The organism is Citrobacter sp. Ca225, from assembly GCF_030337175.1.
Classification (GTDB): Bacteria; Pseudomonadota; Gammaproteobacteria; order Enterobacterales; family Enterobacteriaceae; genus Citrobacter_A; species Citrobacter_A amalonaticus.
Genome location: NZ_JAOWCD010000065.1, coordinates 54749 through 80036, shown reverse-complemented (window position 1 = coordinate 80036; position 25288 = coordinate 54749). Strand labels below are relative to the sequence as shown.

At 54.4% G+C, this 25288-nt stretch carries 15 protein-coding genes and 1 pseudogene; 5 read left to right on the top strand and 11 right to left on the bottom strand.

Going from position 1 to position 25288, the window contains the following annotated elements; translation table 11 throughout:
* Positions 1-37: 37 nt before the first annotated feature.
* Together prpE and OGW13_RS09655 are read left to right on the top strand one after the other, a co-directional pair.
* Positions 38-1924, top strand: coding sequence for a propionate--CoA ligase (prpE, locus tag OGW13_RS09660; protein WP_109739918.1), 1887 nt, complete (start codon positions 38-40; stop codon positions 1922-1924).
* A gap of 133 nt (positions 1925-2057) precedes the next feature.
* A pseudogene (locus OGW13_RS09655) lies at positions 2058-2174 on the top strand (hypothetical protein); the annotation flags it as partial.
* 39 nt (positions 2175-2213) lie between these two features.
* On the opposite strand, the gene OGW13_RS09650 reads toward OGW13_RS09655, so the two are convergent.
* The 5 genes from OGW13_RS09650 to OGW13_RS09630 form a co-directional block, all read right to left on the bottom strand.
* A complete protein-coding gene (locus OGW13_RS09650; RefSeq protein WP_109739919.1) occupies positions 2214-2630 on the bottom strand; it encodes a hypothetical protein in 417 nt (138 codons plus the stop codon).
* Positions 2599-4479 (bottom strand): PAAR domain-containing protein, encoded by a 1881-nt coding sequence (locus tag OGW13_RS09645; protein ID WP_287116010.1) that lies wholly within the window; start codon positions 4477-4479, stop codon positions 2599-2601. The genes OGW13_RS09650 and OGW13_RS09645 overlap by 32 nt, the downstream gene beginning before the upstream one ends.
* 352 nt (positions 4480-4831) lie before the next feature.
* A complete protein-coding gene (locus OGW13_RS09640) occupies positions 4832-7909 on the bottom strand; it encodes a beta-galactosidase (RefSeq protein WP_109739921.1) in 3078 nt (1025 codons plus the stop codon).
* A gap of 100 nt (positions 7910-8009) precedes the next feature.
* The gene (locus OGW13_RS09635) at positions 8010-8978 is read right to left on the bottom strand and encodes a GlxA family transcriptional regulator (RefSeq protein ID WP_054176052.1); all 969 of its coding nucleotides are present in this window, start codon (positions 8976-8978) and stop codon (positions 8010-8012) included.
* Between the two features lie 19 nt (positions 8979-8997).
* Positions 8998-9774, bottom strand: a complete 777-nt coding sequence (locus OGW13_RS09630; RefSeq protein WP_109739922.1) for an MBL fold metallo-hydrolase — start codon at positions 9772-9774, stop codon at positions 8998-9000.
* 584 nt (positions 9775-10358) lie between these two features.
* On the opposite strand from OGW13_RS09630, the gene OGW13_RS09625 reads away from it, so the two are divergent.
* Together OGW13_RS09625 and mmuM are read left to right on the top strand one after the other, a co-directional pair.
* Positions 10359-14129: an autotransporter outer membrane beta-barrel domain-containing protein gene (locus OGW13_RS09625; RefSeq protein ID WP_287116007.1), complete on the top strand. Its 3771-nt coding sequence runs from the start codon at positions 10359-10361 to the stop codon at positions 14127-14129.
* Positions 14130-14481: 352 nt separating this feature from the next.
* The gene (gene mmuM / locus OGW13_RS09620; RefSeq protein WP_109739924.1) at positions 14482-15414 is read left to right on the top strand and encodes a homocysteine S-methyltransferase; all 933 of its coding nucleotides are present in this window, start codon (positions 14482-14484) and stop codon (positions 15412-15414) included.
* A 40-nt stretch (positions 15415-15454) separates the two neighbouring features.
* Here the strand turns inward: mmuM and fbpC are convergent, their stop codons facing one another.
* The 6 genes from fbpC to OGW13_RS09590 all read right to left on the bottom strand — a co-directional run bounded on the left by fbpC (position 15455) and on the right by OGW13_RS09590 (position 23318).
* Positions 15455-16501, bottom strand: a complete 1047-nt coding sequence (fbpC, locus tag OGW13_RS09615; protein WP_043001655.1) for a ferric ABC transporter ATP-binding protein — start codon at positions 16499-16501, stop codon at positions 15455-15457.
* An 11-nt stretch (positions 16502-16512) separates the two neighbouring features.
* Positions 16513-18591: an ABC transporter permease gene (locus tag OGW13_RS09610; protein ID WP_044259080.1), complete on the bottom strand. Its 2079-nt coding sequence runs from the start codon at positions 18589-18591 to the stop codon at positions 16513-16515.
* A gap of 139 nt (positions 18592-18730) precedes the next feature.
* The gene (locus OGW13_RS09605) at positions 18731-19762 is read right to left on the bottom strand and encodes an ABC transporter substrate-binding protein (RefSeq protein ID WP_043001654.1); all 1032 of its coding nucleotides are present in this window, start codon (positions 19760-19762) and stop codon (positions 18731-18733) included.
* The gene (gene uhpC, locus OGW13_RS09600; protein WP_224267591.1) at positions 19759-21087 is read right to left on the bottom strand and encodes an MFS transporter family glucose-6-phosphate receptor UhpC; all 1329 of its coding nucleotides are present in this window, start codon (positions 21085-21087) and stop codon (positions 19759-19761) included. The genes OGW13_RS09605 and uhpC overlap by 4 nt, the downstream gene beginning before the upstream one ends.
* Positions 21088-21147: 60 nt before the next feature.
* Complete coding sequence (locus OGW13_RS09595) at positions 21148-22689, bottom strand: MASE1 domain-containing sensor histidine kinase (RefSeq protein ID WP_109739925.1); 1542 nt, start codon at positions 22687-22689, stop codon at positions 21148-21150.
* A complete protein-coding gene (locus OGW13_RS09590; protein WP_043001651.1) occupies positions 22689-23318 on the bottom strand; it encodes a response regulator transcription factor in 630 nt (209 codons plus the stop codon). Before OGW13_RS09590 ends, OGW13_RS09595 begins: the two co-directional genes overlap by 1 nt.
* A gap of 999 nt (positions 23319-24317) precedes the next feature.
* On the opposite strand from OGW13_RS09590, the gene tauA reads away from it, so the two are divergent.
* The gene (gene tauA, locus OGW13_RS09585) at positions 24318-25280 is read left to right on the top strand and encodes a taurine ABC transporter substrate-binding protein (protein WP_043001650.1); all 963 of its coding nucleotides are present in this window, start codon (positions 24318-24320) and stop codon (positions 25278-25280) included.
* Positions 25281-25288 lie beyond the last annotated feature (8 nt).

Genomic DNA, 25288 nt, shown 5'->3' with positions numbered 1-25288 from the left:
CCCGCTTCATCAGGCGTAAGTTCAACAGGAGAGCGTTATGTCTTTTAGCGAATTTTATCAGCGTTCTGTTACGCAACCGGAATCATTCTGGGCCGAACAGGCCCGGCGGATTGACTGGCAGCAGCCGTTTATCCGCACGCTGGATCACAGCCATCCGCCGTTTGCCCGTTGGTTTTGCGGCGGTACCACCAATCTGTGTCATAACGCCATTGACCGCTGGCTGGAGAAACAACCGGATGCGCTGGCGCTGATCGCTGTCTCATCCGAGACCGAAGAGGAGCGCACCTTTACCTTCCGTCATCTCTATGACGAAGTGAACGTGGTGGCGTCAATGCTGCAATCGCTCGGCGTGCAGCGCGGCGATCGGGTTCTGGTATACATGCCGATGATCGCTGAGGCGCATATCACGCTGCTGGCCTGCGCACGGATTGGCGCGATCCACTCGGTAGTGTTCGGCGGTTTTGCTTCGCACAGCGTGGCGGCGCGCATCGATGACGCGAAGCCGGTGCTGATTGTCTCCGCCGATGCGGGGGCGCGCGGCGGTAAAGTGTTGCCCTATAAAAAGCTGCTCGATGATGCGATCGAGCAGGCGCAACATCAGCCGAAACAGGTGTTACTGGTGGATCGCGGGCTGGCGAAAATGGCGCGTGTGGCCGGTCGCGATCTCGACTTTGCGACGTTGCGCCAGCAGCATCTCGGCGCCACGGTGCCGGTGACGTGGCTGGAATCCAATGAAACGTCCTGCATTCTTTATACCTCCGGCACCACCGGAAAACCCAAAGGCGTGCAGCGCGATGTCGGCGGCTATGCCGTGGCGCTGGCGACCTCAATGGCGACCATTTTTGGCGGCAAAGCGGGGGGCGTGTTCTTCTGCGCGTCGGATATCGGTTGGGTTGTCGGGCATTCCTACATTGTCTACGCACCGCTCCTGGCAGGGATGGCAACCATTGTGTATGAAGGACTGCCGACGTATCCGGACTGCGGCGTGTGGTGGAAGATCGTCGAGAAATATCAGGTCAACCGGATGTTCTCGGCACCGACCGCCATTCGCGTGCTGAAAAAATTCCCGACCGCGCAGATCCGCAATCACGATCTCTCCTCGCTGGAGGTGCTCTATCTGGCAGGCGAGCCGCTGGACGAACCGACCGCAAGCTGGGTAACGGAAACACTGGGCGTGCCGGTTGTTGATAATTACTGGCAGACCGAATCCGGCTGGCCGATTATGGCGCTGGCCCGGGCACTGGATGACCGGCCGTCGCGCCTCGGCAGTCCCGGCGTGCCCATGTATGGCTATAACGTGCAGTTGCTCAATGAGATGACCGGCGAACCCTGCGGCGCCAACGAGAAGGGGATGGTGGTGATCGAAGGGCCGCTGCCACCCGGCTGTATTCAGACCATTTGGGGCGACGATGAACGGTTTGTGAATACCTACTGGTCGCTGTTCAATCGTCAGGTATACGCCACGTTTGACTGGGGTATTCGTGACGCCGACGGTTACTACTTCATTCTGGGGCGCACGGATGATGTGATTAACGTCGCCGGGCATCGCCTGGGCACACGGGAAATCGAGGAGAGTATCTCCAGCTATCCGAACGTGGCGGAAGTGGCGGTGGTCGGGGTAAAAGATGCGCTGAAGGGGCAGGTGGCGGTAGCATTTGTCATTCCCAAACAGAGCGACAGTCTGGAAGACCGCGATGTGGCGCATTCGGAAGAGAAGGCGATCATGGCGCTGGTGGACAGCCAGATTGGCAATTTTGGTCGTCCTGCCCACGTCTGGTTTGTTTCGCAACTGCCGAAAACCCGATCCGGCAAAATGCTCCGCCGCACGATCCAGGCCATTTGCGAAGGCCGCGATCCGGGCGATCTCACCACGCTTGACGATCCGGCGGCGCTGCAGCAAATCCGCCAGGCAATGGAGGAGTAATCTGATGGCCCGATAGGGCGGCGTAAACGCCTTATCTGGCCTACAGGAATAGTTATATACAATGAAATAGTTCTTTATTTAATGCCTTTGTTAAGGGCTTTGCACAGTAACAAATTGCTGCGGGCGGTATATCAGGCCCAATTCGCCAGTAGCCGGTCCTAAAATAAATTCGAATGCTTCTGTGAGCGGGTTATTACCTGCGGCCACATATGGCTGGATTGTTGACCAGATATATGGCGCATTGAAATAAAATTAAAGAAGGGACTCTGATAACGTCCCTTCTTGCAATTTACACTATAGTTTCAATGCAAATATAACCAGATAATAGTATAGTCAATATGAACCAAATGGCAGCTTCCACTCTAAAACCTGTAATCAGATAACCAGGTAAACTGCGAATAAATCTATATCCTTCTATGTTCATATCATGATTTGTAACACGATTATATGGAAATATTAGGCTGCCCATTATAAAACCAATTTTTGCATGATATGCTGCCGGGGAACCAATCAAACTTGCCCCCCTTGCCATACGCGCTGTCATAGGTAAATGGCCAAATTTTTCCTCATATAATTCCACGATTTTTCCATAACTATCTTTATTAATTACATATGAAACAAATAATAATACAACAAAACTGAAGAAAAAAGCCACACTAAATAACAACTGTATATTATCGAAGTTTTCTATCAAAAAGTTTTTCATATATTAATAAGCCTGATTCTTCATTAAACGTATCGGGTGAATGGGTTAATTTATCTGGATTATTATTTATCGCGTCATTAATAGCGCCTCCCAAACGCCCCCCCAATCTTTCACCTGTTTTCACTGCCATTTTTCCAGCTACAATTCCCGTACCGATACCTGTCACCAGGCATAGTCCCGCTCCGACCGCGCCTGCTTCTGATGTGAGAAGCCCCAGCGCCCACAGACATACACTCCTTGCTGCAGGCCCAGCGATACCTCCCGCAGTAATACCCACTCCCTGTTTACCACCGAATTTACTATACTCAGTTATCGCTGCTTTTCTACATTCGCTCTCTCGCCCCTTTGCGCAGGCCTCATAAACGTTAGTTGTATAACTCGCAAAATCAAGACCAATACCGACATAGCCTGTTGTTCTCATTATTTTGATTAGTTTTGCGGATTTTTCTATATAGCTTGCATATCCCTCGATATCTTTCACTCCGGTTTGATCCCACTTATGCATAATGGATTTTGTGGATAAACCCAATGCTTGTTTTATTTGTTCGTATTGTTTTAAATCCAATTGTTCTTTTGAAAATTGATTCAAAAGAACATCTAACTTTTTAAATAATCTTTCTCGTTGACCGAAAAACTCCTCTCCAGAAATGAGACCGGAATTTTGGCGATATGTTATTTTATAAAGCTCCTGAATTTCGTTTAGTATTTTATTTATTTCTTCATAATAACCCCCGCCAGCATCCTTTATGTAACCTAAGATATCTCCGCTTTGTCCTAAAGCATCACTATATAAATTAGATGAGAAAATATCTATCGAGGTTCTGTTTTCATACAATAATTTAGCTTCCTCATTAGTCAGCGGCTCAAGTGCTTTATCAATTTTGTCCCTTGCTGTTTGTACTTGCGCAATTTTTTCAGATGACCTGGATAGTGGGTCAGCAACAACTAAGATTGAACCGGGCTTTTTCTTTTTTTCCGGATTCAACTGATGATATAACTCTTTTACTCCTGTTGGTGGATTAACCATTAACTCATATTCATATGATTTGGGTGTCGTCAATTCTGGTACTACACAAAAACCCGGTTCAACTGATTGTCTGGTCTCTGAAATCTTTCTTGTTGCGTGAACTGGAGGTGTGGAATTTTGAGGTCTGTTTGCTGATTCATAGCTTGCTAAAATATAATTATCATATCTGTATGCAATATTTAAATGGGGTATAAATCGACAATGGCAAGGACATGTACCGCTGCTATGTGCTGAACCAGCCAGCGAACAGATAATTTCCGTCTCGTATTGAGACATATCATGCCCCATTGCTAAGTAATGATTATATAATTCGTTACTTATCCTGGTTCGGAATTGAAAATGAGACATTCTATGTGAAAAAATACCTCCTTTTTCCTCATTAACGATTGTTTTTTTTCTGAGATTAATCGTTCCTCCCACACTTCCGAGAAATCTGTTATGTTCAAAGCCAAATCCGTTTTCAAAATCCCGAAGAGAATCGGGTTTCCTCCTGTATAAAAAACTTTCTTCATTAAGCCGCTTTATCGACACTGATGGAGGTTCTACTTTTCGCCCTTCCAAATCTATATCACTATCCCAGGAACTTAAGTAAGTCCGACGAAATGGTTCTTTCCCTCTTTCAATCCGTGAACCTTTAGGTACACCACCTTTAATCTCATATTTTTGACCATTCACCCCGCATATATATTCATCCATTTCATATACTATTTCCATGCCATCAAGAATATAGCGTTCTTTACTCTCTACTATATAACCGCCACAACTTGTTCGATCTCCCGGTGATAATAAAAAACCTTCAAAATGCCTGTCAAATGATCTCACAATGTAAACTCTCGTATGAATTATCAGAGTTTGATATCAGACTATTTTTGTGACTTTCATTGTGACTCTATCCGCATATTCGAAAAAAAAACCGTGAATCACTCTATTGGAAATTCAGGTGGTAAATATAAGTTAGTGGGTTTATTGGTCTGGTAAATTAAAATTCTCGAACCTTTTCCATTATCAACTAATCTCAGCAAGACTATCTTTTGTTAGTAGTATCTGAATAGCTCTCTTCCATTTCAATGTTGTTTCACGTTTTTCAACAATATAATCATCTCTATCATAAAGTTTTTTACCTGGACTGTTGTAGGCCTTACCCGGCCTACAACTTAAGCCGCCCATCAGGCACTTAGCTCCAGCTTACACGATAGTGATAACGCCCGGCGCTCAGCTGATATTCCGGCGACACCGAAGGACTCCAGGAGTCGTCGCCGCCGACGCCCATATGGAAACCATCAATATTCAGCCAGGCCCCGGCCTCCGGTTGTAGCAGATGTCGATGGCTGGTCTCCATCAGTTGTTTCTGGCTGAATCGGCTGATGTTGAAAAGAAAATCACCGCGCCAGACGTGCGCACCGTACTTCAGTTCACGCGTACCGCAACGCAGGCCGTTTTCACTGGGGAAAACGTAAGGGGTATACATCTCATCCAGTGATAAATCCCAGCGGTCAAAACAGGCCGAAGACAGGCGATCCGGGTAGTTTTCATGCGGACCAAGCCCCAGCCAGTTCACCCGTTCTGCTTCCTGCGCCAGTTGGCAGGTCAGACCGATACGTGCCGGATGCGGCGTGCCGCTGGCAACATCGACATCAACGGCGATCTGCATTTCGCCGTGGCCGTCGATGCGCCAGGCTTTACGGCTGATAAACAAGGTTTCACCCTGATACTGCCAGGCGTGAACGGTGGCTACCTGAATCGCGTCTGCAAGGGTATCGGCTTCGCATTGCAGCAACACCGCCTGCGCCTGGTAATGCCCGGCGGCTTTCCAGCGCTCAACCCAGGCATTAGGATCGATCCTTGTCACCTCACTGATACCAATATCGTTATCCAGCGGCGCGCGGGTAAATTGATCGTGCAGTGGCGTCAGTAACTGGGCTTCATCGCCAATCCAGTATTGCGTTAACGTGCCCTGCTGGCGGCAGAATTCCCAGCGCTTATGGCCGAGCGTGACGGTAAACGCGGCGTCGCTGACGCTGAGCTGTGGCGCAGTACTGGCGCGCGGTGAGCATACGACGCTCAGTTTTTCCTCCAGCGGCCACTGCTCCCAGGCGCTGATGTGTCCGGCAGGCGACCAGGCGGTTGCCTGCGGTTGTTCCACGCGCACCGTCAACCAGAGCTGACCTGCCGCGTCAGGCTGTGTGATGTCCGGCAGGGTGATGCGCTGACGACCCTGCGGCGCGATATCCAGCGTGACCTCCCCGGTGGCAACTGGGTTGCCATCCAGAGCGAGGGTCCAGTGCAGGATCTCGTTGTCGCTATGGCGGAACAGATATTCGCTGGTGACCTCAATCTGACGTTGCGCGCCAGGCAGCAACGTGAACTGGAAAAACTGTTGTGCGTGCTTCGCCTCAAACAACGACGGATGCGGCGTGCGGTCGGCAAACACCAGCCCGTCCATACAGAACTGGCGATCGTTAGGCGTGTCGCCAAAGTCGCCGCCGTACGCGGACCAGGGGTTGCCTTCGTCATCGTATTTAATCAGCGACTGATCGACCCAGTCCCAGACGAAGCCGCCCTGCAGGCGCGGGTACTGGCGGAACGCCTGCCAGTATTTGGCGAATCCGCCGAGGCTGTTACCCATCGCGTGGGCATATTCGCAGAGGATCAGCGGGCGCTGTTCGCCGGGCAGCGACAGCCATTTTTTGATTGACCACTTCGGCACTGCCGGGAACGGCTGATCCTGATCGACGCGCGCATACATCGGGCAAATTATATCCGTTGCCGCCGTGTCCGCGCCGCCACCTTCATACTGCACCGGGCGTGACGGATCGTCTGATTTCAGCCAGCGATACAGCGCGTCATGGTTGACGCCGTGACCCGATTCATTCCCCAGCGACCAGATAATAATGCTCGGATGGTTGCGATCGCGTTGCACCATGCGCGTCACGCGCTGGCTCATGGCGGGCAGCCAGGTCGGGTCGTCGCTCAGGCGATTCATCGGCACCATGCCGTGGGTTTCGATGTTGGCCTCATCCACCACATACAGACCATAGCGATCGCAGAGCGTGTACCATCGCGGATGATTCGGATAGTGGGAGCAGCGCACGGCGTTAAAGTTGTTCTGCTTCATCAGAATGATGTCCTGCACCATTGTCTCTTCGTCCATCACCTGACCGTTTTCAGGATGATGTTCATGACGGTTGGTGCCGCGAATCAGCAGTGGCTTACCGTTCAACAACAGCAGGCCATTTTCAATGCACACCTTCCGGAAGCCGACATCGCAGGCCTCGGCTTCAAGCAGTGTGCCATCCGCCGTATGGAGCAGCACAACTGCGCGATAAAGATGCGGTGTTTCGGCGCTCCACAGTGAAGGCTGATCGACATGCAGACGCAGCGTCGTGCGATCGCCATAGGCTCCGCGCTCATCAACGATCTCGCTGCCAAAAGGCGCGGTGATTTCGCCCGTCAGCTCGTCGCCATCCCACAGTTGAACGGTCACGCGCAGAGTGTCACGGCATTCTCCACGCATTCTGACCTCGGCGGCAAAGATTGCCCGGCTGAAATCCTCGTTGAGGTGGGTAGTGATGCGTAAGTCGCTGATTTGCGTGGCGGGTTTGTTTAACAGGGAGACATCGCGGAAAATGCCGCTCATTCGCCACATATCCTGGTCTTCCAGATAGCTGCCGTCGCTCCAGCGTAGCACCATCACCGCCAGACGGTTCTCACCGCTGACCAGAAACTCACTGAGATCAAATTCCGACGGCAGGCGACTATCCTGACCGTAGCCCACCCAAAGCCCGTTGCACCAGAGATGAAAAGCGGAATTTACGCCATCAAAGATAATTCGCGTCTGTCCATCACGTATTTCAGCTTCGCTGATTGTAAAGGTGAGCGAATAACATCCTGTCGCATTTTCATGCGGCACATACGGCGGATCCACCGGGATCGGATAGGTCACGTTGGTATAAATGGGGGCGTCATAGCCGAGCAACTGCCAGTTTGATGGCACCGCGATCGTATCGGCATCGTCCAGATCGCCCAGACGCCAACGTTCCGGCACCGCTTCCGGCGAGGCGAACCAGATAAATTTCCACGCGCCGTTCAGACTGCGAACGGAAGATGAGGCGGTATTGTGACGCGCATCAGTCGCGTTGCGCCAACTGGCAAAAGGAGGATGCGCCTCCAGACGGTTTAGCTGCGTGACGCCGGGATTTTCCCAGTCGCGTCGGGCCAGTACGGCGGCGAGTGAATTCGTGCTGAAGGTCATGGAGGCATCCTGTTGCGCAGTTTGTTCGTTCACAGGTTGCTGAAGATACGGTGTGCGGTGAAAGCCTGTAAAGGTGAGAAAGAGGAATGAGTGAGGTCTCTCACTCAGAATCTGCTTGCGTTACACCCTGAAAGGTTTTTCGCCATTCTGCCGGGCTGACGCCGAAGCGGGACTTAAAATGCTGTCGCCAGGTCACTGGAGACAGAAAACCGACCTCTGTGGCGATACGTTCGACGGGCAGCCGGGAGGATTCCAGTAGTTCCTGGCTGCGGCGCAGACGTTCAGCAATCAGCCATTCAGCAACGCTTGAGCCAGTGGCTTTCATAAAATGACGGGTCAGAGTGCGGCGACTCATCATCACCTTTTGCGCCAGCGAGTCCAGATCGTGCTGTTCGTGGCTATGCTGGCGAAGGTACTCCAGCAGGCCGTTAATCCGTTGATCCTGGGTGTTTTTCGCCACCGGTTGGGCAATAAACTGCGCCTGCCCCCCCTCGCGATGCGGTGGCACAATCATCCGGCGCGCAATCTGATTCGCCACCGAACTGCCAAACCGTTGGCGAATGAGATACAGACAACAGTCTAGCGCAGCGGCGGTACCGGCCGAGGTGATGATGCCATCATCGTCGACGTACAGGGCGTTGATATCCAGGCGCGCGGCGGGAAAACGCGTCTGAAAATCGGCTTCAAACTCCCAGTGGGTAGCGGCGCGTCTGCCGTCGAGCAGTCCTGCGTAACCGAGAACAAATGCGCCAAGGCATAACCCGACCACCTGGGCGCCGTTTTGCCGGGCCTGAACCAGCGCATCGAGTAGCGACTGCGGTGGGCGAATCGCGGTCGTCCCCCACCAGGGAACAATCACGATATCAGCCCCTGTCAGCGCTGCAAATCCCTGGCGGGCAGTAACGGAAAAGCCTTCAACAGAGGTGACCACGCCGGGTACTTCTGCGCAAATCTGCACCTCAAAGCGTTTCTTCGTTGCCGCTTTTTCACTGAACATGATGCACGGCACTGAGAAGTGAAACGGACTAAAATCTTCAACGGCGACGATCGCGACGGTAACAGGGCGCATACCACTCCTCGACTGGGGATTAAAACGTCAGGGTTTCTCCATCTTCCGGCACCCGTACGTATTCTGCAATCTGGTTATCGCGCGCGTATTCCCTGAGCGCCGCGCGTGTTAGCAGGCAGTGGTTTATCGCCTCCATGTGAACAGCCACAATCTGCGCGTCGGGCAGAACGAAGTGGGTTTTCAGCACATCTTCTGCGCCCATGATAATCGCGCCAAAACCGATCACGTGGGCAAACCCGGCGTTCAGGACCACCACATCCGGCTGGAAGGCGATGAAGTTGCTTTCAACCTCATCGCGCCAGATCGTATCGCCAACCAGATACAGCGTTTTTTCTTGAGGATGCTGGAAGATTACCCCGCAGGCATCGCCCATCCGCTCGGCCATGGCGGGAATGGCGTACAGCCGGTCGGAACCGTGCTGACCGCCCGTTTTGCGCAGGGTTACCTCACCTAATCGGCTCTCGTCCGTTAGCACGGTGAGTTGGCTGAAACCCTGTTCCCGCAGGATTTGCGCATCCTGGTCGTTTTGCACATATATCGGCTTGTCTTTCGGCACGACCTTTGTGGCGACCTCGTCCCAGTGGTCCGCATGAAGATGGGTGACGATCAGAGCATCCGCCTGCAACAGGGTGTTGATGTCGCACGGAAGTTCCACCGTCGGATTACGGATGTCGGCCCGCGCCGTGCCGGGAAAACCGGGATACGCGCCCTGCGGGGCGAGCATCGGATCGATCAGAAAGGTTTTGCCGCCAAAGGTAATCAACTGGGTGGCGTTGCGAATATGGGTAATGTTCATAGTGATACTCCACGTGAGGGGGCCAGTGGTGTCATCGTAGAGTGTTGACCAGAAGCTGAATGTGGGCAAATGGGCGAATACCGATGGGATTGGGCCAATAGAGGGAATTTGTGCCAAATCAGAATACCGCTTCTACATTTCCCAGTTTATTTGTTGGTTGCAGATGAAATAAAGAAATTTAAGGATTTATAAATGTACCGCTTTATATTGTCGAGTACGAGAGGTAACAGCCTGTTTTTATCAAGAATTAAATTGATGCTGTTGCTTAAGTGATTGTCTCTATATTAATGCTATGGCGATTTGAATTCTAACTAACTTGTTGATTTTGTGTTGTTAATGTTCTTATTTATTAAAGCATAAAGTTATTTAAGAATTATTCGTTACTTTTCTTTTGCTATTTACTCTATAACGGAAGTTCGGTAGTTTTCAAATACTATGCTTGCTACCCATTCAGTGTTAAGCGAAATTCCATAATTTAAATATTCACTGTTTTTCTTACTCGTTAGTTTTTTCAGGCTTATTTATTGTCTAAATAATGCATTGAAATGAATTAAATGTTGTAGAAACTAACAAAGGATTTATTTATGCAACATTTTAATAAAAATAAAATAGCGTTATTGCTTGCTTCACTCTTTATTTCCCCTGGACTGGTAATCGGTGCCACGATTCATGTTGATGGCTCATTTCCTTATACGGCGCAATCCAACACAGGGACTCACGGGATTAGCGGCGGCAGTGAAGGCGCCGGAGCCGGGTATGCCTTATCGCCGAACCCAGAAACGACCGCGGCGGATAACAGCGTAAGCGTTGGCAGCGGCACCACGATTAAAGGCGGTAATGGCTACGCTGGCGGCGACGGTGCTGACGGAATGACCGGTAATAATGTAACCATCACTAACGGCGGAGCAATTACGGGTGGTGATGGGAGCTATAGCGTTAGCAGCAGTGGCACAGGGGGGGTGGGAATCTCGGGTTCTGACCTGTCGATAACCAATTCTCGTACTGGCTCTATCACCGGTGGCGAAGGGGACAGATATTCCGCTAGCGGTGCGGGTATCTCAGGTAACAGCCTCATGATAACCAACGATGGTGCTATCACCGGAGGCGATGGCAGTTACGGTTATGATGACTACAGCGGTAGGAGCGGTATTGGCGGTGCTGGAATATCCGGCACTGACCTGACGATTATCAATACTTACCGTATTACCGGTGGTGAAGGCGATTCCAGTGGCGTGGGAGGCGATGCCATTTCGGGTTCTGCGCTGACCATAACCAACAGCGGCGCTATTCTTGGTGGCGAAGGGGGCTATGGCTATGATGGGGCTGAAGGTGGCAATGCCGGCGCCGGAATATCCGGCAGTAATATGGTGATTGATAATATTGCCCGTGGGTCAATTACGGGTGGTCGAGGCGAATCCGGCAGCGCAGGTGGCGATGCGATATCGGGTACCGACCTGAGAATCACCAACGGCGGATCCATTGTCGGGGGCGAAGGAGGGTTTGGCTACGGAGAGAATGCCGGCAATGCTGGCGCGGGAATATCCGGCAGCAATATGACCATTAACAATTTAGCCGGTGGTTCCGTGACCGGCGGTGAAGGCGGCTATGGCGGTCTGGACGATGCCGGCGGTGCCGGGATGCCCAGCGCAGGGGGCGCGGGAATACTGGGTAATAATATGACAATCACCAATGCGGGATCGGTTACCGGTGGTGATGGGGGTTTTTCAGGCGGTCAGACAACAGGCCCCGATGGCGCAGACGGTGGTGCAGGCATATACGGTAATCATCTGACTATAACCAATATGGCCAGCGGTTCGATCGTCGGTGGCGAGGGATCCTACGGTGGCGCTGGCAGTGATAGCAACAACGGTGGTAACGGTGGTACCGGAATCGTCGGCGACAGTCTGACGATTATGAATACCGGCTCTATTGTAGGAGGGCGAGCCAGCAATGGCAGAAACGGTGGCACTAACGGTGCAGGTGGCGCAGCGATATCCGGCAGTAACCTGACGATAATCAATAACCGCGTGATTACCGGCGGTGCTCCGTACTCGAGCGGTGGCGAAGCTGGCGCGGCTATCAGTCTTACCGGCGGCAACAACATGCTGACACTGAATACCGACTCGACTATCACCGGCGATATCAGGCTGGCCGATGGCGCGACAACGTTGCAGATCGTCAGTAATGATGAAGCAAACAGAGCCATCAACGGTAATCTGACGGTGGGTCAGGCGGCCAGCGTGACGCTGGCTGAACAGCCGATTGAATTTTCCGGTAATGCTTCGTTTGCCGATGGGGCAGCGCTCACCCTTGGCAGTGACGTCAGCCTCAAGGCGGCATCGCTTACTGTTGGCGACAACGCCTCGCTTAACGCCAACATTACCCACTGGGATATGCAGGACATTCTTCTGGTTGAAACCACAAACGGGATTACGGGCGCTTTTTCTTACAGTAATGCCCTCGTGGCAGGCATGAACCAGCCGGACTTTGCTTATATCAACGCAGGTTCTCGAGTCATTAAGTACTCTCTGTACTGGAACGGGCTGGATTCGGATGCGCACGGAACGTTCACGCTTGATGAGGGCAGAACCTTCGATCTCGGCGTCGCGCTGGCGGACAATACGGTGCAGGTCAATCCGGCCTGGGATGGTAAAAGCCTGACCAAAGCGGGAGAAGGCACGCTGATACTGTCAGCGGAAAATACCTATACGGGGTCGACTTTTGTCAGTGAAGGCATGCTGAAGACGACCACGTCGAATGCATTTGCCAGTACCTCCGGCGTCATCGTCGGCGAGGAAGGGACGCTTAACCTTAACGGCAACAGCCAGACCGTCAACGCGTTGGAGAACCGTGGCACCTTGCTGATTGATGATTATGGTGTTCCGCCTTCCTCACCTCTCAACGTCATGCTGACGGGCGATGTGACGAATAGCGGCAATATCATTCTTAACAACAGCGTGACCAGCGCCGGGAATACATTAACCATCAATGGTGACTATGCGGGTAATGGCGGTACGCTTTCGCTGGGCACCGTTCTCGGCGGCGACAACAGCCTGACGGATAAGCTGGTGATTACCGGCAACGCGACCGGCACGACCTATGTGCATGTTAACAATGAGAATGGCTCAGGAGCCTTGCTGCATGAAGGGATTAAAATTATTGAGACCGGCAGTTCAACGCCAGAGGCCTTTGTGCAACGAGGTCGTATCGTGGCGGGAAGCTATGAATATCACGTGAAGCAGGGAACGGCTGCCGGCAGTGACAGGAATAACTGGTATTTAACCCATTTGGCGGATACGCCTGTTCCTGATGATTCCCCTGATGTCATTGATAACGATCGGCCTGCGCCGGGCGAACCCTCGGATGCGGTCAACCTCTATCGCCCTGAGGGGGGAAGCTATGCCAGCAACCTGGCGGCAGCGAATACGCTGTTTAACACCCGACTGCAGGACCGTCAGGGAGGTTGGTATACCGACCCTGCTACCGGGGAACGGCATATGACCAGTCTGTGGCTGCGTACGTCAGGCGGGCACAGCAAGGGGCGGATGTCGGACGATCAGAACACATCGTCTTCTAACCGCGTTGTTGTGCAGATCGGCGGCGCGTTGTTGCAGGGGAGTGTGAACGGCACGGATGGCTATCAGTTGGGCGTAATGGCAGGCTATGGTAAGCAGGATAACGACATCCATAACAGCCTGTCAGGCTACGATTCTCATGGTGAGGTGAGCGGCTACAGCGCGGGTCTGTACGGAACCTGGTATCAGAACGCCGTGGATAAAACCGGCCTGTATGTCGATTCATGGGTACTCTATAACTGGTTTGACAATACGGTTAAAGGTGATGAGATTGCTCAGGAAAGCTATAAAAGCAAGGGGCTGACGGCGTCGCTGGAATCGGGTTACGCCTTCCATCTGGGGTCATTCATGGCAGCAGACGACATAGAAAGCAACGTGTATCTTCGCCCACAGGCACAGGTCACCTGGATGGGGGTGAAAGCTAACGACCATACAGAGAAAAACGGCACGCGGGTTCAGGGGCAGGGCGACAACAATATTCAGACCCGTCTGGGCATGCGTCTTTACGTCAATGGTAAAAGCGCCGCGGAAAAAGGAACCGTACGCGAGTTTGAACCCTTTATCGAGGCGAACTGGATACACAACTCGAAGCAGTACGGCGTCAGGATGAATGACACGAGCACCTCCCTGCAGGGAAGTCGAAACGTCGGTGAAGTGAAGGTGGGCGTCGAGGGGCGGTTGACCCGGGACCTGAGCGTCTGGGGCAACGTTGCGCAACAAATGGGTCATAACGGTTTTCGCGATACGAGCGGCGTGCTGGGAATCAAATACCAGTTCTAGCCTTATGATGTGCCTCCAGCCCTCCCGGCTTTTTTGCCGGGAGGGCTGTTTCTCTCTTACTTGCCCCGCACGTTGTGGTATGAGCAATAGCACAGCATTCCTACTTTTGTCTTAGTGTCAGGCTGCTTTGCCCCTGCCAGAGTGTAGATAACCCCATGAAGTGGAGGTGTTATGAGCTGGCGACCCATTCTGTATCTGATTGTGACTCCTGATCCTGCATTAAGCGCCCGGCGCGGGTTTTTACGACTGGTGCAACGCTGACGGTATGTCGGGAATTGCGTGCGAGCGCGGATCCCCGTCGCTGGCGCTGTGTTATGGTGACTGTTCTCGTTCGCAAAACAGGAGCCTTATCATGTCGCAATATAATCCGTTAAGCGCCCTCCTGGATAAGCAGGATTTCCTGTTGCTGGATGGCGCTCTGGCGACGGAGCTGGAAGCGCGTGGGTGCCATTTAGTCGACAGCCTATGGTCAGCGAAAATTCTGCTGGAAAACCCGGAGCTTATCCGCGAAGTGCACCTTGACTATTTTCGGGCGGGGGCGCAGTGCGCCATCACCGCCAGCTATCAGGCGACGCCAGCGGGATTTGCCGCCTGCGGCTTTGATGAGGCGCAGGCGAAAGCGCTGATTGGGAAAAGTGTCGAGCTGGCGCGTAAAGCGCGTGAGGCGTATCTGGCAGAAAATCCGCAGGCGGGCACGCTGCTGGTCGCCGGTTCGGTTGGGCCTTACGGCGCATTTCTGGCTGATGGCTCGGAGTATCGCGGAGATTACACGCTGAGCGGCGAAGATTTTCAGGCGTTTCACCGTCCGCGCGTGGAGGCGTTGCTGGATGCCGGAGTCGATCTGCTGGCCTGCGAAACGCTACCAAATTTTGCCGAGATTCAGACACTGGCGGCGTTGTTAACCGCATATCCGCGTGCGCGAGCGTGGTACTCTTTTACCCTGCGCGACAGCGAGCATCTGAGCGACGGCACGCCGCTACGCGAGGTTGTGACGTTTCTCGAACACTATCCGCAGACGGTGGCGGTGGGGATAAACTGTATTGCCCTGCAACAGGCCACCGCCGCTTTGCAGCATCTGCACGGGATAACGGCGCTGCCGCTGGTGGTCTATCCGAACAGCGGAGAGCATTACGATGCGAGCAGCAAAAGCTGGCATCATCATGATGAATCGTGTGCGCGCCTGGCGGATTACCTGCCGCAGTGGCAGGCGGCCGGGGCGAAGTTGATTGGCGGGTGCTGTCGCACCACGCCAGAGGATATTGCCGCGCTGAACGCGCAACGTTGAGTTTGTGCCGGGTGTGGCTGATGCCTTACCCGGCATTGCATCATGCCGCATCCGCTAACACAAACATGCCGTACGGGTGGATTTCCAGATAGTACGTCTCACCGACATCCGGCTGCAGGCGTGTAGCGTTGACCTGTAACAGGATCTCCTGTCCGTGCCACTCCACCGTGACTTCATACTGCGGTCCCATATAGGCGACATGACGAATCACACAGCGCTGACTCTCCTCTCCGCGATCGCTTAAGGTGATCGCTTCCGGCCTGACGCCAACGGTGCCGGTGCCCTGAGCCACAAAGTGCGCCGGGCGAGGCAGGCGATAACCAAAGATATCAACAGAGGCTTCGCTGAAGGTCGCCGGGAACAGGTTGGCGTCACCCATAAAGCTCGCCATAAAACGGGAGGCGGGTTGGCGATAGAGATCCTGCGGCGAGCCTATCTGCATGATATGCCCCTTGTTCATCACCAGCACGGTGTCGGAAACCGCAAAGGCTTCGCTCTGATCGTGGGTAACGTATAGCGAGGTGATATCAAACTGCTTTTGCAGCTCGCGGATCTTATCGCGCATGCTGCGGCGCAGGTTGGCGTCGAGGTTACTCAATGGTTCGTCAAATAACAGCACCTTCGGTTTGAGGATCAGCGCGCGCGCCAGCGCCACGCGCTGCTGCTGACCGCCGGAGATCTGATCAACATAGCGGTCCTCGAATCCTTCCAGATCGACCATTGCCAGCGCCTCTTTCACCCGCGTCTTCACATCGGCGCGCGACACGCCCAGCATCTTCAGACCGTAGCCGACGTTTTCCCCCAGCGACATATGCGGGAACAGAGCATACGACTGGAACACCATACAAATATCGCGCTGCTGAATAGAACGATGAGTGACGTCTTCGCCATCAATAAAAATTTGACCTTCGCTCGGTTTTTCCAGACCGGCGACCAGGCGCAGAATGGTGGTCTTGCCGCAGCCGGACGGGCCAAGCAGCGTCACCATCTGCCCTTGCGGGATGGTGAGATTGATATTGTCGATAACCGTGTTGCTGCCGAATCGTTTAGTGACGTTGCGCAGTTCAACGAAATTTTTCTGACTCATAGTGCGCTCCATTACGCCTGGTTTTTGGCTTTAGACCGGGAAATACGCGCTTCCCCAATCAGCCAGTCAAAGATGAAAATAATCGCCAGCATGACCACGATCAGAATCGACCCATAGGCAATCGCCACGCCGTACTCGCCGTCTTCCACGCGGTTCAGAATGTAGGCCGTTGCCACGCGGGTGTCCGGGGTGACGAGGAAGACAATCGCGCTGACGGTGGTGATGGCGCGCACGAAGCTGTAGATCAGCGCCGAGAGAATGGCCGGGCGCAGCAGCGGCAACAGAATGTGCGTGATGGTGCGTAAGCTCCCGGCACGCAGACTGAGCGAGGCTTCGTCCAGTGATTTATCGATCTGGCCGAGTCCGGCGATCCCGGCGCGAATACCGACCGGGACGTTACGCATCACCATCGAGATAATGACAATCGCCGCCGTGCCGGTGAGGTATACCGGAGCGCTGTTAAAGGCAAGGATGTACGAAACGCCCGCCACGGTGCCCGGTACGGCAAAGCACAACATGGTGGTGAACTCGATGGTCTTTTTGCCTTTGAACTGCTGGCGCACCACAATCCAGGCGATCAGCAGACCGAAGGCGGCGGTGATCGGCGCGGCAATCCCGGCATACAACAGGGTATCGAGCAGCGAAGGCCATGCGCCGTCACTCATCCCCTGACCAAACAGTTTGATGAAGTTATCCAGCGTCAGGGTGTAGTCCACGCCCCAGTTCACGGTGAAGCTGCCGTAGAAAATGCTGCCATAGAGCAGGGCGTTAAAGGCAATCCATATCGCCAGAATAGCCACCACGCTCCAGACCAGCGTCACCGGCAGCGGCTGGACGTCGCCACGGTACGATTTCCCGGAAACGGTGACGTAAGAGCGCTTGCCAATCCACATGTACTGTACGCAGAACACCAGCAGCGAGAACAGCAGCAGGAACGCACCCAGCGTACTGGCGGCCTGGTAATCAAGCTGTGAGCCGGTGATGTAGAAGTAAATTTGCGTTGCCAGCACGTCGAAGTTCCCGCCGAGCACCAACGGGTTACTGAAGTCGGCCAGCGACTGCACGATGACAATCAGGAAGGCGTTCGCCAGCGCCGGTTTCAGCAGTGGGACAAACACGCCGTTAAACGTCTGCCAGCGGCTGGCGCGCAGGGTATATGACGCTTCTTCCAGCGACGGGTGAATGGTTTTGATCGCGCCGTCGAGGATCATAAACGCCATTGGGGTAAACGCCAGCACCTGTGCCAGCCAGATGCCGGTAAATCCGTACAGCCAGTTGGTGTTCGTCAACCCGAACCAGTCGACCATTAATTCGGTCACATAGCCGGAACGGCCCATCATCAGCGTGACGCCAAGCCCCACCACAAACGGCGGTGTGACGATCGGCAGAATCGAAAAGATACGCCCAATAATGGCGCTTCGCTGAGCGATGCGGGTAGTATAAATCGCCAGTACCAGACCGAAGAAAGTACAGCCGATACCTACCGCAATCGACAGGGCGATAGAGTTGAGGATCACCTGAATGATATGCGCCTGCGACAGCACATTCATAAACGCCAGCGGCGCGAACTCCCCGGCGTCGTTGGTGAACATTGGGATGAAAATGGCGATGCTCGGCCAGACGATAAAGATGCCGATGAGCGCCACGATAGTGACCAGCGAACCGATCACAAACCGGTCGCCGCCCAGCCATTCGAGGCGGGTCAGCGCCAGCGTCATGATCGCCCCCAGCGCGACAAACAGCACGATAGTGGCGTAGCCTAAACCGCGCCCTTCAACGGTGGCGCTGATGACGATAAACGCCATACACAACAGCGCCCAGCCCGCATCGAGGGTGTGGCGGCTGCGCTGTTCGCGTCTGGCTTCGTGGAACGGGCGTACCAGCAGCAGGCTCGGCAGCAGATACCAGAGCCAACTGATATTGAACCGTGACCAGCCGTAGGCCTCGAGGATTTCATCGCTCGTGGACTCCAGCAGACCGTAATCCAGGCTCCAGCTCGGCAGCAGAACGAATGCCAGCCAGCCGAGTAAAACCCAAAGGAATATCGCATCCCGCTTTTTCACAGGATGGAGTGCAAGTGTGTGTGACATACGTTTTCCGGTGTTCAATCCCGAGTAGGCCGGATACGCGTGAGCGCCATCCGGCATTCAGGGTGACGATGATTGCCGGGGGGCGGCGTTGCCTTACCCGGCCTACGTAACCTTAACGTCAGGAAGTCATCGTGTGGGCTTATTTACCCATCTTCACTTCGCTGACCCATTTATTGATCAACGCTTTACGGACATCCGTTGAACCGTATTTATCCATGTCATAGTTGATAAGCTTCAGGTCGTCGAGCTTCAGCGAGTTCGGCGAGGTTTCGGCGGTGGTATTGGTCAGGATCTGATAGGACTTGCCTTTCTTCCACGCCAGTTCCTGGGCGTCTTTTGACAGTACCCAATCGACGAACAGTTTGGCGTTGTCGAGGTTACGTGCCCCTTTCAGGATGCTGACGCCGCCGATTTCATAACCGGTACCTTCACACGGAGAGATCAGCTCCAGCGGTGCGCCCTGTTCTTTTTCCAGCGAGTAGTCATGCAGGAAGCCAATGCCGATGGCGGTTTCGCCACGAGCCGCGTTACGCGCCGGGGCAATACCGGATTTGGTGTACTGCGAGACGTTGGCGTTCAGTTGTTTCAGGTAATCAAAGGCCTGATCGTCACCCCAGAGTTGGGCGAAAGTGGCCAGTGCGGTGTAGGCCGTACCGGAGCTTTGCGGATCGGCAATCTGAATTTCACCTTTGTATTCCGGTTTGGTCAGGTCTTTCCAGCATTTCGGCACCGGCAGGTTTTTCTCTTTCAGACGTTGAGTGTTGACGCCAAAACCGAGGATCCCCACGTAGACCGCTGACGAGAGGTTGCCTTTCACTTTCGCCGGATCGCGGAATTTCTCCATGACCTGTTCCAGGTTAGGGGATTTGTACGGCTGCAGCAGACCCATTTCACCGGCCTGAGATTGTGGATCCAACGTGCCGCCGTACCAGACGTCAGCCTGCGGGTTTTTCTTCTCGGCATCAACCTTCGCCAGCGTGCTGCCGGAGCCGTTGCGAATAAACGACGTTTTCACGTCATATTTTTCCCCAAAGGCTTTGGTTTCCGCTTCGCACATCTCGTTGGTGGCGCTGCAATACACCACCAGACGCCCTTTCGCGTGTGCGGCGCCCGATAAGGTCGCCAGCGCAACGGCGGAGGCAATCAGAGTAGAGGTAAGGGTCATTTTCATTGTTTTATCCTTTGACTGAGAGTGGTGGTGATGCCCGCCATCAGCAGCGGCATCAGCAGTAAACCCATAAGTACGGCGGCGACCGAGAGCAAACTGAACATCCCCGACCAGCCGTAGCGTTCAATGACCAGCGACAGAGGCCAGCCCGCCAGCGCTGCCCCCAGATAGGCGAACAGGCCGAGAAAACCAGTGATTGAGCCTGCAGCCGCTTTGTGCCCGCATTCCACCGCCGCCAGACCAATCAACATTTGTGGACCAAAGACAAAAAAGCCCACCGTAAAAAAACAGACAGCCAGCAGGGCGTAATGATGAACGGGTGCCAGCCATAGCGCGGCGACAGAGACCATCAGGCCCAGCGTAAACAGCAAAATCATCGGCGCCCGCTGACCGCTAAACAGCAGGTCCGACCCCCAGCCGGCAAACAGCGCGCCGAGGAGTCCGCCGACTTCAAACAGCATCACCGTGGCGTTGGCGCTGAGCAGGTTGACGCCGTGGCTTTCCGTCAGCCAGATGTTGCCCCAGTCGTTAAGCGCAATGCGGATCAGATAGACCAGTACATACGAAACGCCCAGCAGCCAGATCATCGGGTTTTTCAGCATCGTGGTACGCAGCATTTGCCACAGTCCCATCGGTGGACTCTGCTGCTCCTGGCGCAGCTCCAGCGGATCGTTACGCCAGTTGCCGACGGACGGTAACCCCTCTTCCTGGGGCGTGCCTTTCAGTTGCAGCGCTAACCCCATTCCCAGCGCCATGCTAATTATCCCTGGCATCAGCATTGCGGCCTGCCAGCCCCACCAGTGGGCGGCGAAGGCGCTAATCAGCGGGATAATCGCCCCGCCAATGTTGATAGACATATTCCAGCAGCCCCACCAGAAGCCGCGTTCGTTACGCGAATACCAGTGGGTCAGCAGGCGAGCACAGGGCGGCCATCCCCAGCCCTGAAAAAAACCGTTCAGCGTCCAGACTGCCAGCAGCAGCGTCAGCGACTCGCCAAAAGCAAACACCACGTTCAACAGGCCAGTAGCGAACAGTCCCGCGCCCATAAACCAACGCTGTCCGTGGCTGTCATGCCACAACCCGGCGGTAAATTTCGACAGGCCGTAGGTCAGATAAAACAGGGAACCCAGCAGACCGATGTCACTTTTATCCAGCCCGAGATCGGTTTGCAGCGCTGGCAGCACGTAGTTAACGCTTTTACGCGTCAGGTAAAACGCGGCGTAACCGATGACCATGTACATCAGCAGCCGGGGACGCAGCGTCCGGTAACGTTGTGTGATGTCAGTTGCTGCGCCTGCGTGCATAGCCGTCTCCGTTTTGTTGACTATAAGAAAGAGAAACCGAAAGGGGATGAGAGAAAGTCCGGAGTGACTAAGACTTTTTCCTGGTCAGAAGGCGATTTGTTGCAAATTTGTGGGCAAGTTAACACTTACCCGCGTACCGTGCCGCGATTCCAGCGCCAGTTCACCCCCGAGGGCGCTGACCCGCTCGCGCATTCCCTGAATGCCAAAACCGGCTATCTTGTCTGCACTGATCCCCACGCCGTTGTCGGACACGTCCAGATGCAGCATATCTCCCTGCTGACGCAGAACAATTCGTACTTCGCTGGCCCCGGCGTGTTTACAGATGTTGTTGAGCAACTCCTGTAACAGTCGATAGAGAGTGAAGCGCACCGTTTCATTCTCGGGCATGGTGGTAAGCTGATAGTCAAACTGGCAGTGAATGCCGCGTTCCGTAAAGGCAAACTCGTTGAGCAGGTGGAGCAGCGCCTCTTTGAACGACAGTTCGTCCAGCGCGGGTGGGCGAAGCTGGCGCAACAACTGGCGGGTGGAGTGATGGATTCGCCGGGCGAGATCGTTGATCTGGCTGGCGGCGGCCTGGGCTTGCGCCGGATCGTGCGCCCGTTTTACCAGTTGCGACTGGATCTGAATGGCGGTGATGTTTTGCCCAATCTCGTCATGCAGTTCGCGCGCCAGGCTCTTGCGCGTATCCTCTTCGGTATGCACCAGTTTTTCGGCCAGCGCGCGCCGCGCCGCCAGTTCAGCTTCCAGACGCCGGCGATAATGGTGCAGGTTTTGCGCCAGATGCTGCTGACGACTGATGGCGATCCCCAGACCAATACCGAGCAGTGACTGTGTCGCGAGAAAAATCTCCAGTTCAATCAGATTGCTGAAGCCCACGCCAATCTGGCGGGCGATGGTGATCATCATGCTGCCGAGTAGCCCCGAGAGCACGCCACCCTGCCAGCCGAATTTCCACGCCATCACCACGTTGGGCAGAAACACCACAATCAACAGCAGGCGTTCAATCTCTGGCGACAGCACCATCTGGGTGCCAATGCCAATGATAAAAAACAGGCTGCACCAGATGATGAGCGAGGTACGCAGCGGCGGGTTATTGGTGTCCAGACCCAGCAGGTGATAGCGATGCTGCTGGCGCAGAAACTCGAAGATCAGATAAACGAACGGCGTCAGTAGCACGCCACCGGTAAAGGACGCCAGCCCGAGCAGCATCGCCGGACTTTTGACAAACGGCGACAGCAGAGCGGCGTTGAGCAATGAGGCGGCTGTTACCGTGGACAGCAGCAGCGTCAGCCGCTGCCAGTAAAGAGGGAAACGGTACCAGAAAGTCTGTGCGAGGCTGGCGGGAATCATGCTGATAAGCGGTGTGGTCAGCAGAATATAACCATTGAGCAGTTGCTCGCTGTGCAGCCAGAACATCATCATCATCGGTGGCAGCACCAGCGCGAGCCAGTAGCGGCGTGAAAGCAGGATCAGCAGCGCCAGGTAGACGCCGTGCGGCAGGAACAGGGCCGCCTGCTGGCCGTTGTGGGTCAGATAAAAACCAAGCGTCCACAGCATCAGCCAACCGGTACCCCAGGCCAGCACAATAAACAGTGAAATGACGACGTGGCGGAGGTTGTGCGACATCAATGCCCCGCCAGTAACTGATGGTCGAGAGCGAAATGAACCAGCTCGATGGTGCTGTGACAGTTCAGCTTGCCCAGCACGTTGGCGCGATGGACATGGACCGTTTTATGGCTGAGATCGAGTTTGAAGGCAATCTCCTTAACGCTGTCGCCTTTGACCAGTAAATCAAACACTTCCCGTTCGCGTGGTGTCAGAACTTCCAGTACCGGTGATGGCGGTTCTCCACCACGCAACGCCCGCAGCGCATCCGCGCAGAGGTAATGTCCCCCGAGTCCAACGGAACGGACGGCCTGCACTAACTCTTCCGGCCCGCAGCGTTTGGTCAGATAACCGCTGGCTCCCGCATCCAGCGCGCTCTGCACGAAGGCTGGTGTGTCATAGATGCTAAGAATAATGGCGCGAAATTGCGGCCTCTGGGCCCGCAGGCGTTTCAGCAGGCTCAGACCGTTTTCGTCCGGCATGGCGATGTCCATCACCGCAACGTTAACGTCGTCCTGCAACAACGCAGGCCAGGCTTCCGCCGCGCTGCTATACTGGCCTGCGACGTCGAGGTCTTCTTCGAGACTGAGTAACTGCGCAAAGCCGGAACGCACCACCACATGGTCGTCCACCAGCACCACACGTATCATGATTTTGCTCTCTTGCCGGATAATGATCCTATGATGCCTGGCGCCGCTGCGCTGGCAATCAATCAGGTACAGTTATGTAATGAATGTAACAAAATGGCAATATTTGGGGGCGCTGGTGGTATGTGTTTTCATGTCATTTCATTAAAGGGGCCCGGGAAAGATTTCAGGCATTTCCATGTCACTTCATCAAAGGGTTCCGTTCGCTTTATGACTATTGCTTCTTTGGAACTTACTCACCCGCGAACGTGTTAAGGGCGTTCTCCGCCACGCCCTTAACAATCCCGGCTCCCGGCAAGGAAAATCGCCACTTCGTGGTCCATTCGCCTTATGTCGTCTGCCTTTCGGGTCGGGGTCGAGCCTGCATCCCTGCAGGCCGACCCCTCCGCCCGCTTCCCTGCGGGCGGACCCGGGCAGCCGTCAACAGCTCATCGATTTTCACGCCGGACCAATGGCACCGCTTCGATTCTCTGCTCTTCAGGTAAATTCATTTCGCTGTAAAAAAAGCAAACCGCAGAGATGGTCAGGTGTGGATGGGTCCGGCTGAAAATTGCCGACGTGTTTCCGGAGGGCCGGGAGAACCCGCAGGGATGCGGGTTCAGGGCGCGCGAAGCAGGGATGCTGAGTCGCGCCCGGCCCGGTAGCCTGGAGGAATAAGCGGAGGGTATCGCGAAGCGACAATTTTCCTGCCGGGAGCCAGGATTGTTAAGGAGGCGGCGATGAGCCTCCTTAACACGTTCGCGGGAAATTTACGTCCAGAGAATCACGGTTCGTAGGGCGAACGGAACCCTTTGATGAAGTGACATGACAACGTCTGTTCCACGGTTAGAAATACAAGGCGAACGGAACCGTTTGATACGGTGACATGAAAGTCATATCCCAACTAACCATTCCCACTTTTTTTCTAAAAACGCTTTGTTCTTAGCAAGAATTTTTAATTCCTTTATCAAATCCGGCCATAACGAAATACTGCCTCCATAACAAGACAGGGGAGCAGACACTATGGCCGTTTCATCGCGTAATACACTTCTTGCCGCACTGGCATTCATCACCTTTCAGGCGCAGGCGGTGAACGTCACCGTCGCGTATCAAACCTCCGCTGAACCGGCAAAAGTGGCCCAGGCGGATAACACCTTCGCCAAAGAAAGCGGGGCCACCGTCGACTGGCGTAAATTCGACAGCGGCGCGAGTATTGTGCGCGCCCTGGCCTCCGGCGACGTGCAAATCGGTAATCTCGGCTCCAGTCCGCTGGCGGTCGCCGCCAGTCAACAGGTGCCGATCGAGGTTTTCCTGCTGGCGTCAAAACTCGGTAACTCCGAAGCGCTGGTGGTGAAAAAAACGATTGGTAAACCCGAGGATCTGATCGGCAAACGCATCGCGGTGCCGTTTATCTCCACCACCCACTACAGCCTGTTGGCCGCGTTAAAACACTGGGGGATTAAACCCGGTCAGGTGGAGATTGTGAACCTGCAGCCGCCAGCGATTATCGCCGCCTGGCAGCGCGGAGATATTGATGGTGCCTACGTCTGGGCACCTGCCGTTAACGCGCTGGAAAAAGACGGCAAGGTGCTGACCGACTCGGAAAAAGTCGGTGAGTGGGGCGCACCGACGCTGGATGTGTGGGTCGTGCGCAAAGACTTTGCCGAGAAGCATCCGGAGGTAGTGAAAGCCTTCGCGAAAAGCGCCATCGACGCGCAGCAGTCCTATATCGCCAATCCCGACGAATGGCTGAAGCAACCGGAGAACATCAGCAAGCTGTCGCGTCTGAGCGGCGTTCCGGAAGCCGATGTGCCGGGACTGGTAAAAGGCAATACCTATCTCACTCCCCAGCAGCAGACGGCTGAGCTAACCGGACCGGTGAACAAAGCGATTATCGACACCGCGCAGTTTCTGAAAGAGCAGGGCAAGGTGCCTGCGGTGGCAAGCGATTACAGCCAGTACGTCACCGACCGCTTCGTGCAATAAAGGAGGCG

What these genes read in the sequence shown, in the direction of transcription:
- prpE (WP_109739918.1), top strand. Translation starts at nt 38, where the DNA reads ATGTCTTTTAGCGAATTTTATCAGCGTTCTGTTACGCAACCGGAATCA.
- OGW13_RS09650 (WP_109739919.1), bottom strand. Translation starts at nt 2,630, where the DNA reads ATGAAAAACTTTTTGATAGAAAACTTCGATAATATACAGTTGTTATTT.
- OGW13_RS09640 (WP_109739921.1), bottom strand. Translation starts at nt 7,909, where the DNA reads ATGACCTTCAGCACGAATTCACTCGCCGCCGTACTGGCCCGACGCGAC.
- OGW13_RS09635 (WP_054176052.1), bottom strand. Translation starts at nt 8,978, where the DNA reads ATGCGCCCTGTTACCGTCGCGATCGTCGCCGTTGAAGATTTTAGTCCG.
- OGW13_RS09630 (WP_109739922.1), bottom strand. Translation starts at nt 9,774, where the DNA reads ATGAACATTACCCATATTCGCAACGCCACCCAGTTGATTACCTTTGGC.
- OGW13_RS09625 (WP_287116007.1), top strand. Translation starts at nt 10,359, where the DNA reads ATGCAACATTTTAATAAAAATAAAATAGCGTTATTGCTTGCTTCACTC.
- mmuM (WP_109739924.1), top strand. Translation starts at nt 14,482, where the DNA reads ATGTCGCAATATAATCCGTTAAGCGCCCTCCTGGATAAGCAGGATTTC.
- fbpC (WP_043001655.1), bottom strand. Translation starts at nt 16,501, where the DNA reads ATGAGTCAGAAAAATTTCGTTGAACTGCGCAACGTCACTAAACGATTC.
- OGW13_RS09610 (WP_044259080.1), bottom strand. Translation starts at nt 18,591, where the DNA reads ATGTCACACACACTTGCACTCCATCCTGTGAAAAAGCGGGATGCGATA.
- OGW13_RS09605 (WP_043001654.1), bottom strand. Translation starts at nt 19,762, where the DNA reads ATGAAAATGACCCTTACCTCTACTCTGATTGCCTCCGCCGTTGCGCTG.
- OGW13_RS09595 (WP_109739925.1), bottom strand. Translation starts at nt 22,689, where the DNA reads ATGTCGCACAACCTCCGCCACGTCGTCATTTCACTGTTTATTGTGCTG.
- OGW13_RS09590 (WP_043001651.1), bottom strand. Translation starts at nt 23,318, where the DNA reads ATGATACGTGTGGTGCTGGTGGACGACCATGTGGTGGTGCGTTCCGGC.
- tauA (WP_043001650.1), top strand. Translation starts at nt 24,318, where the DNA reads ATGGCCGTTTCATCGCGTAATACACTTCTTGCCGCACTGGCATTCATC.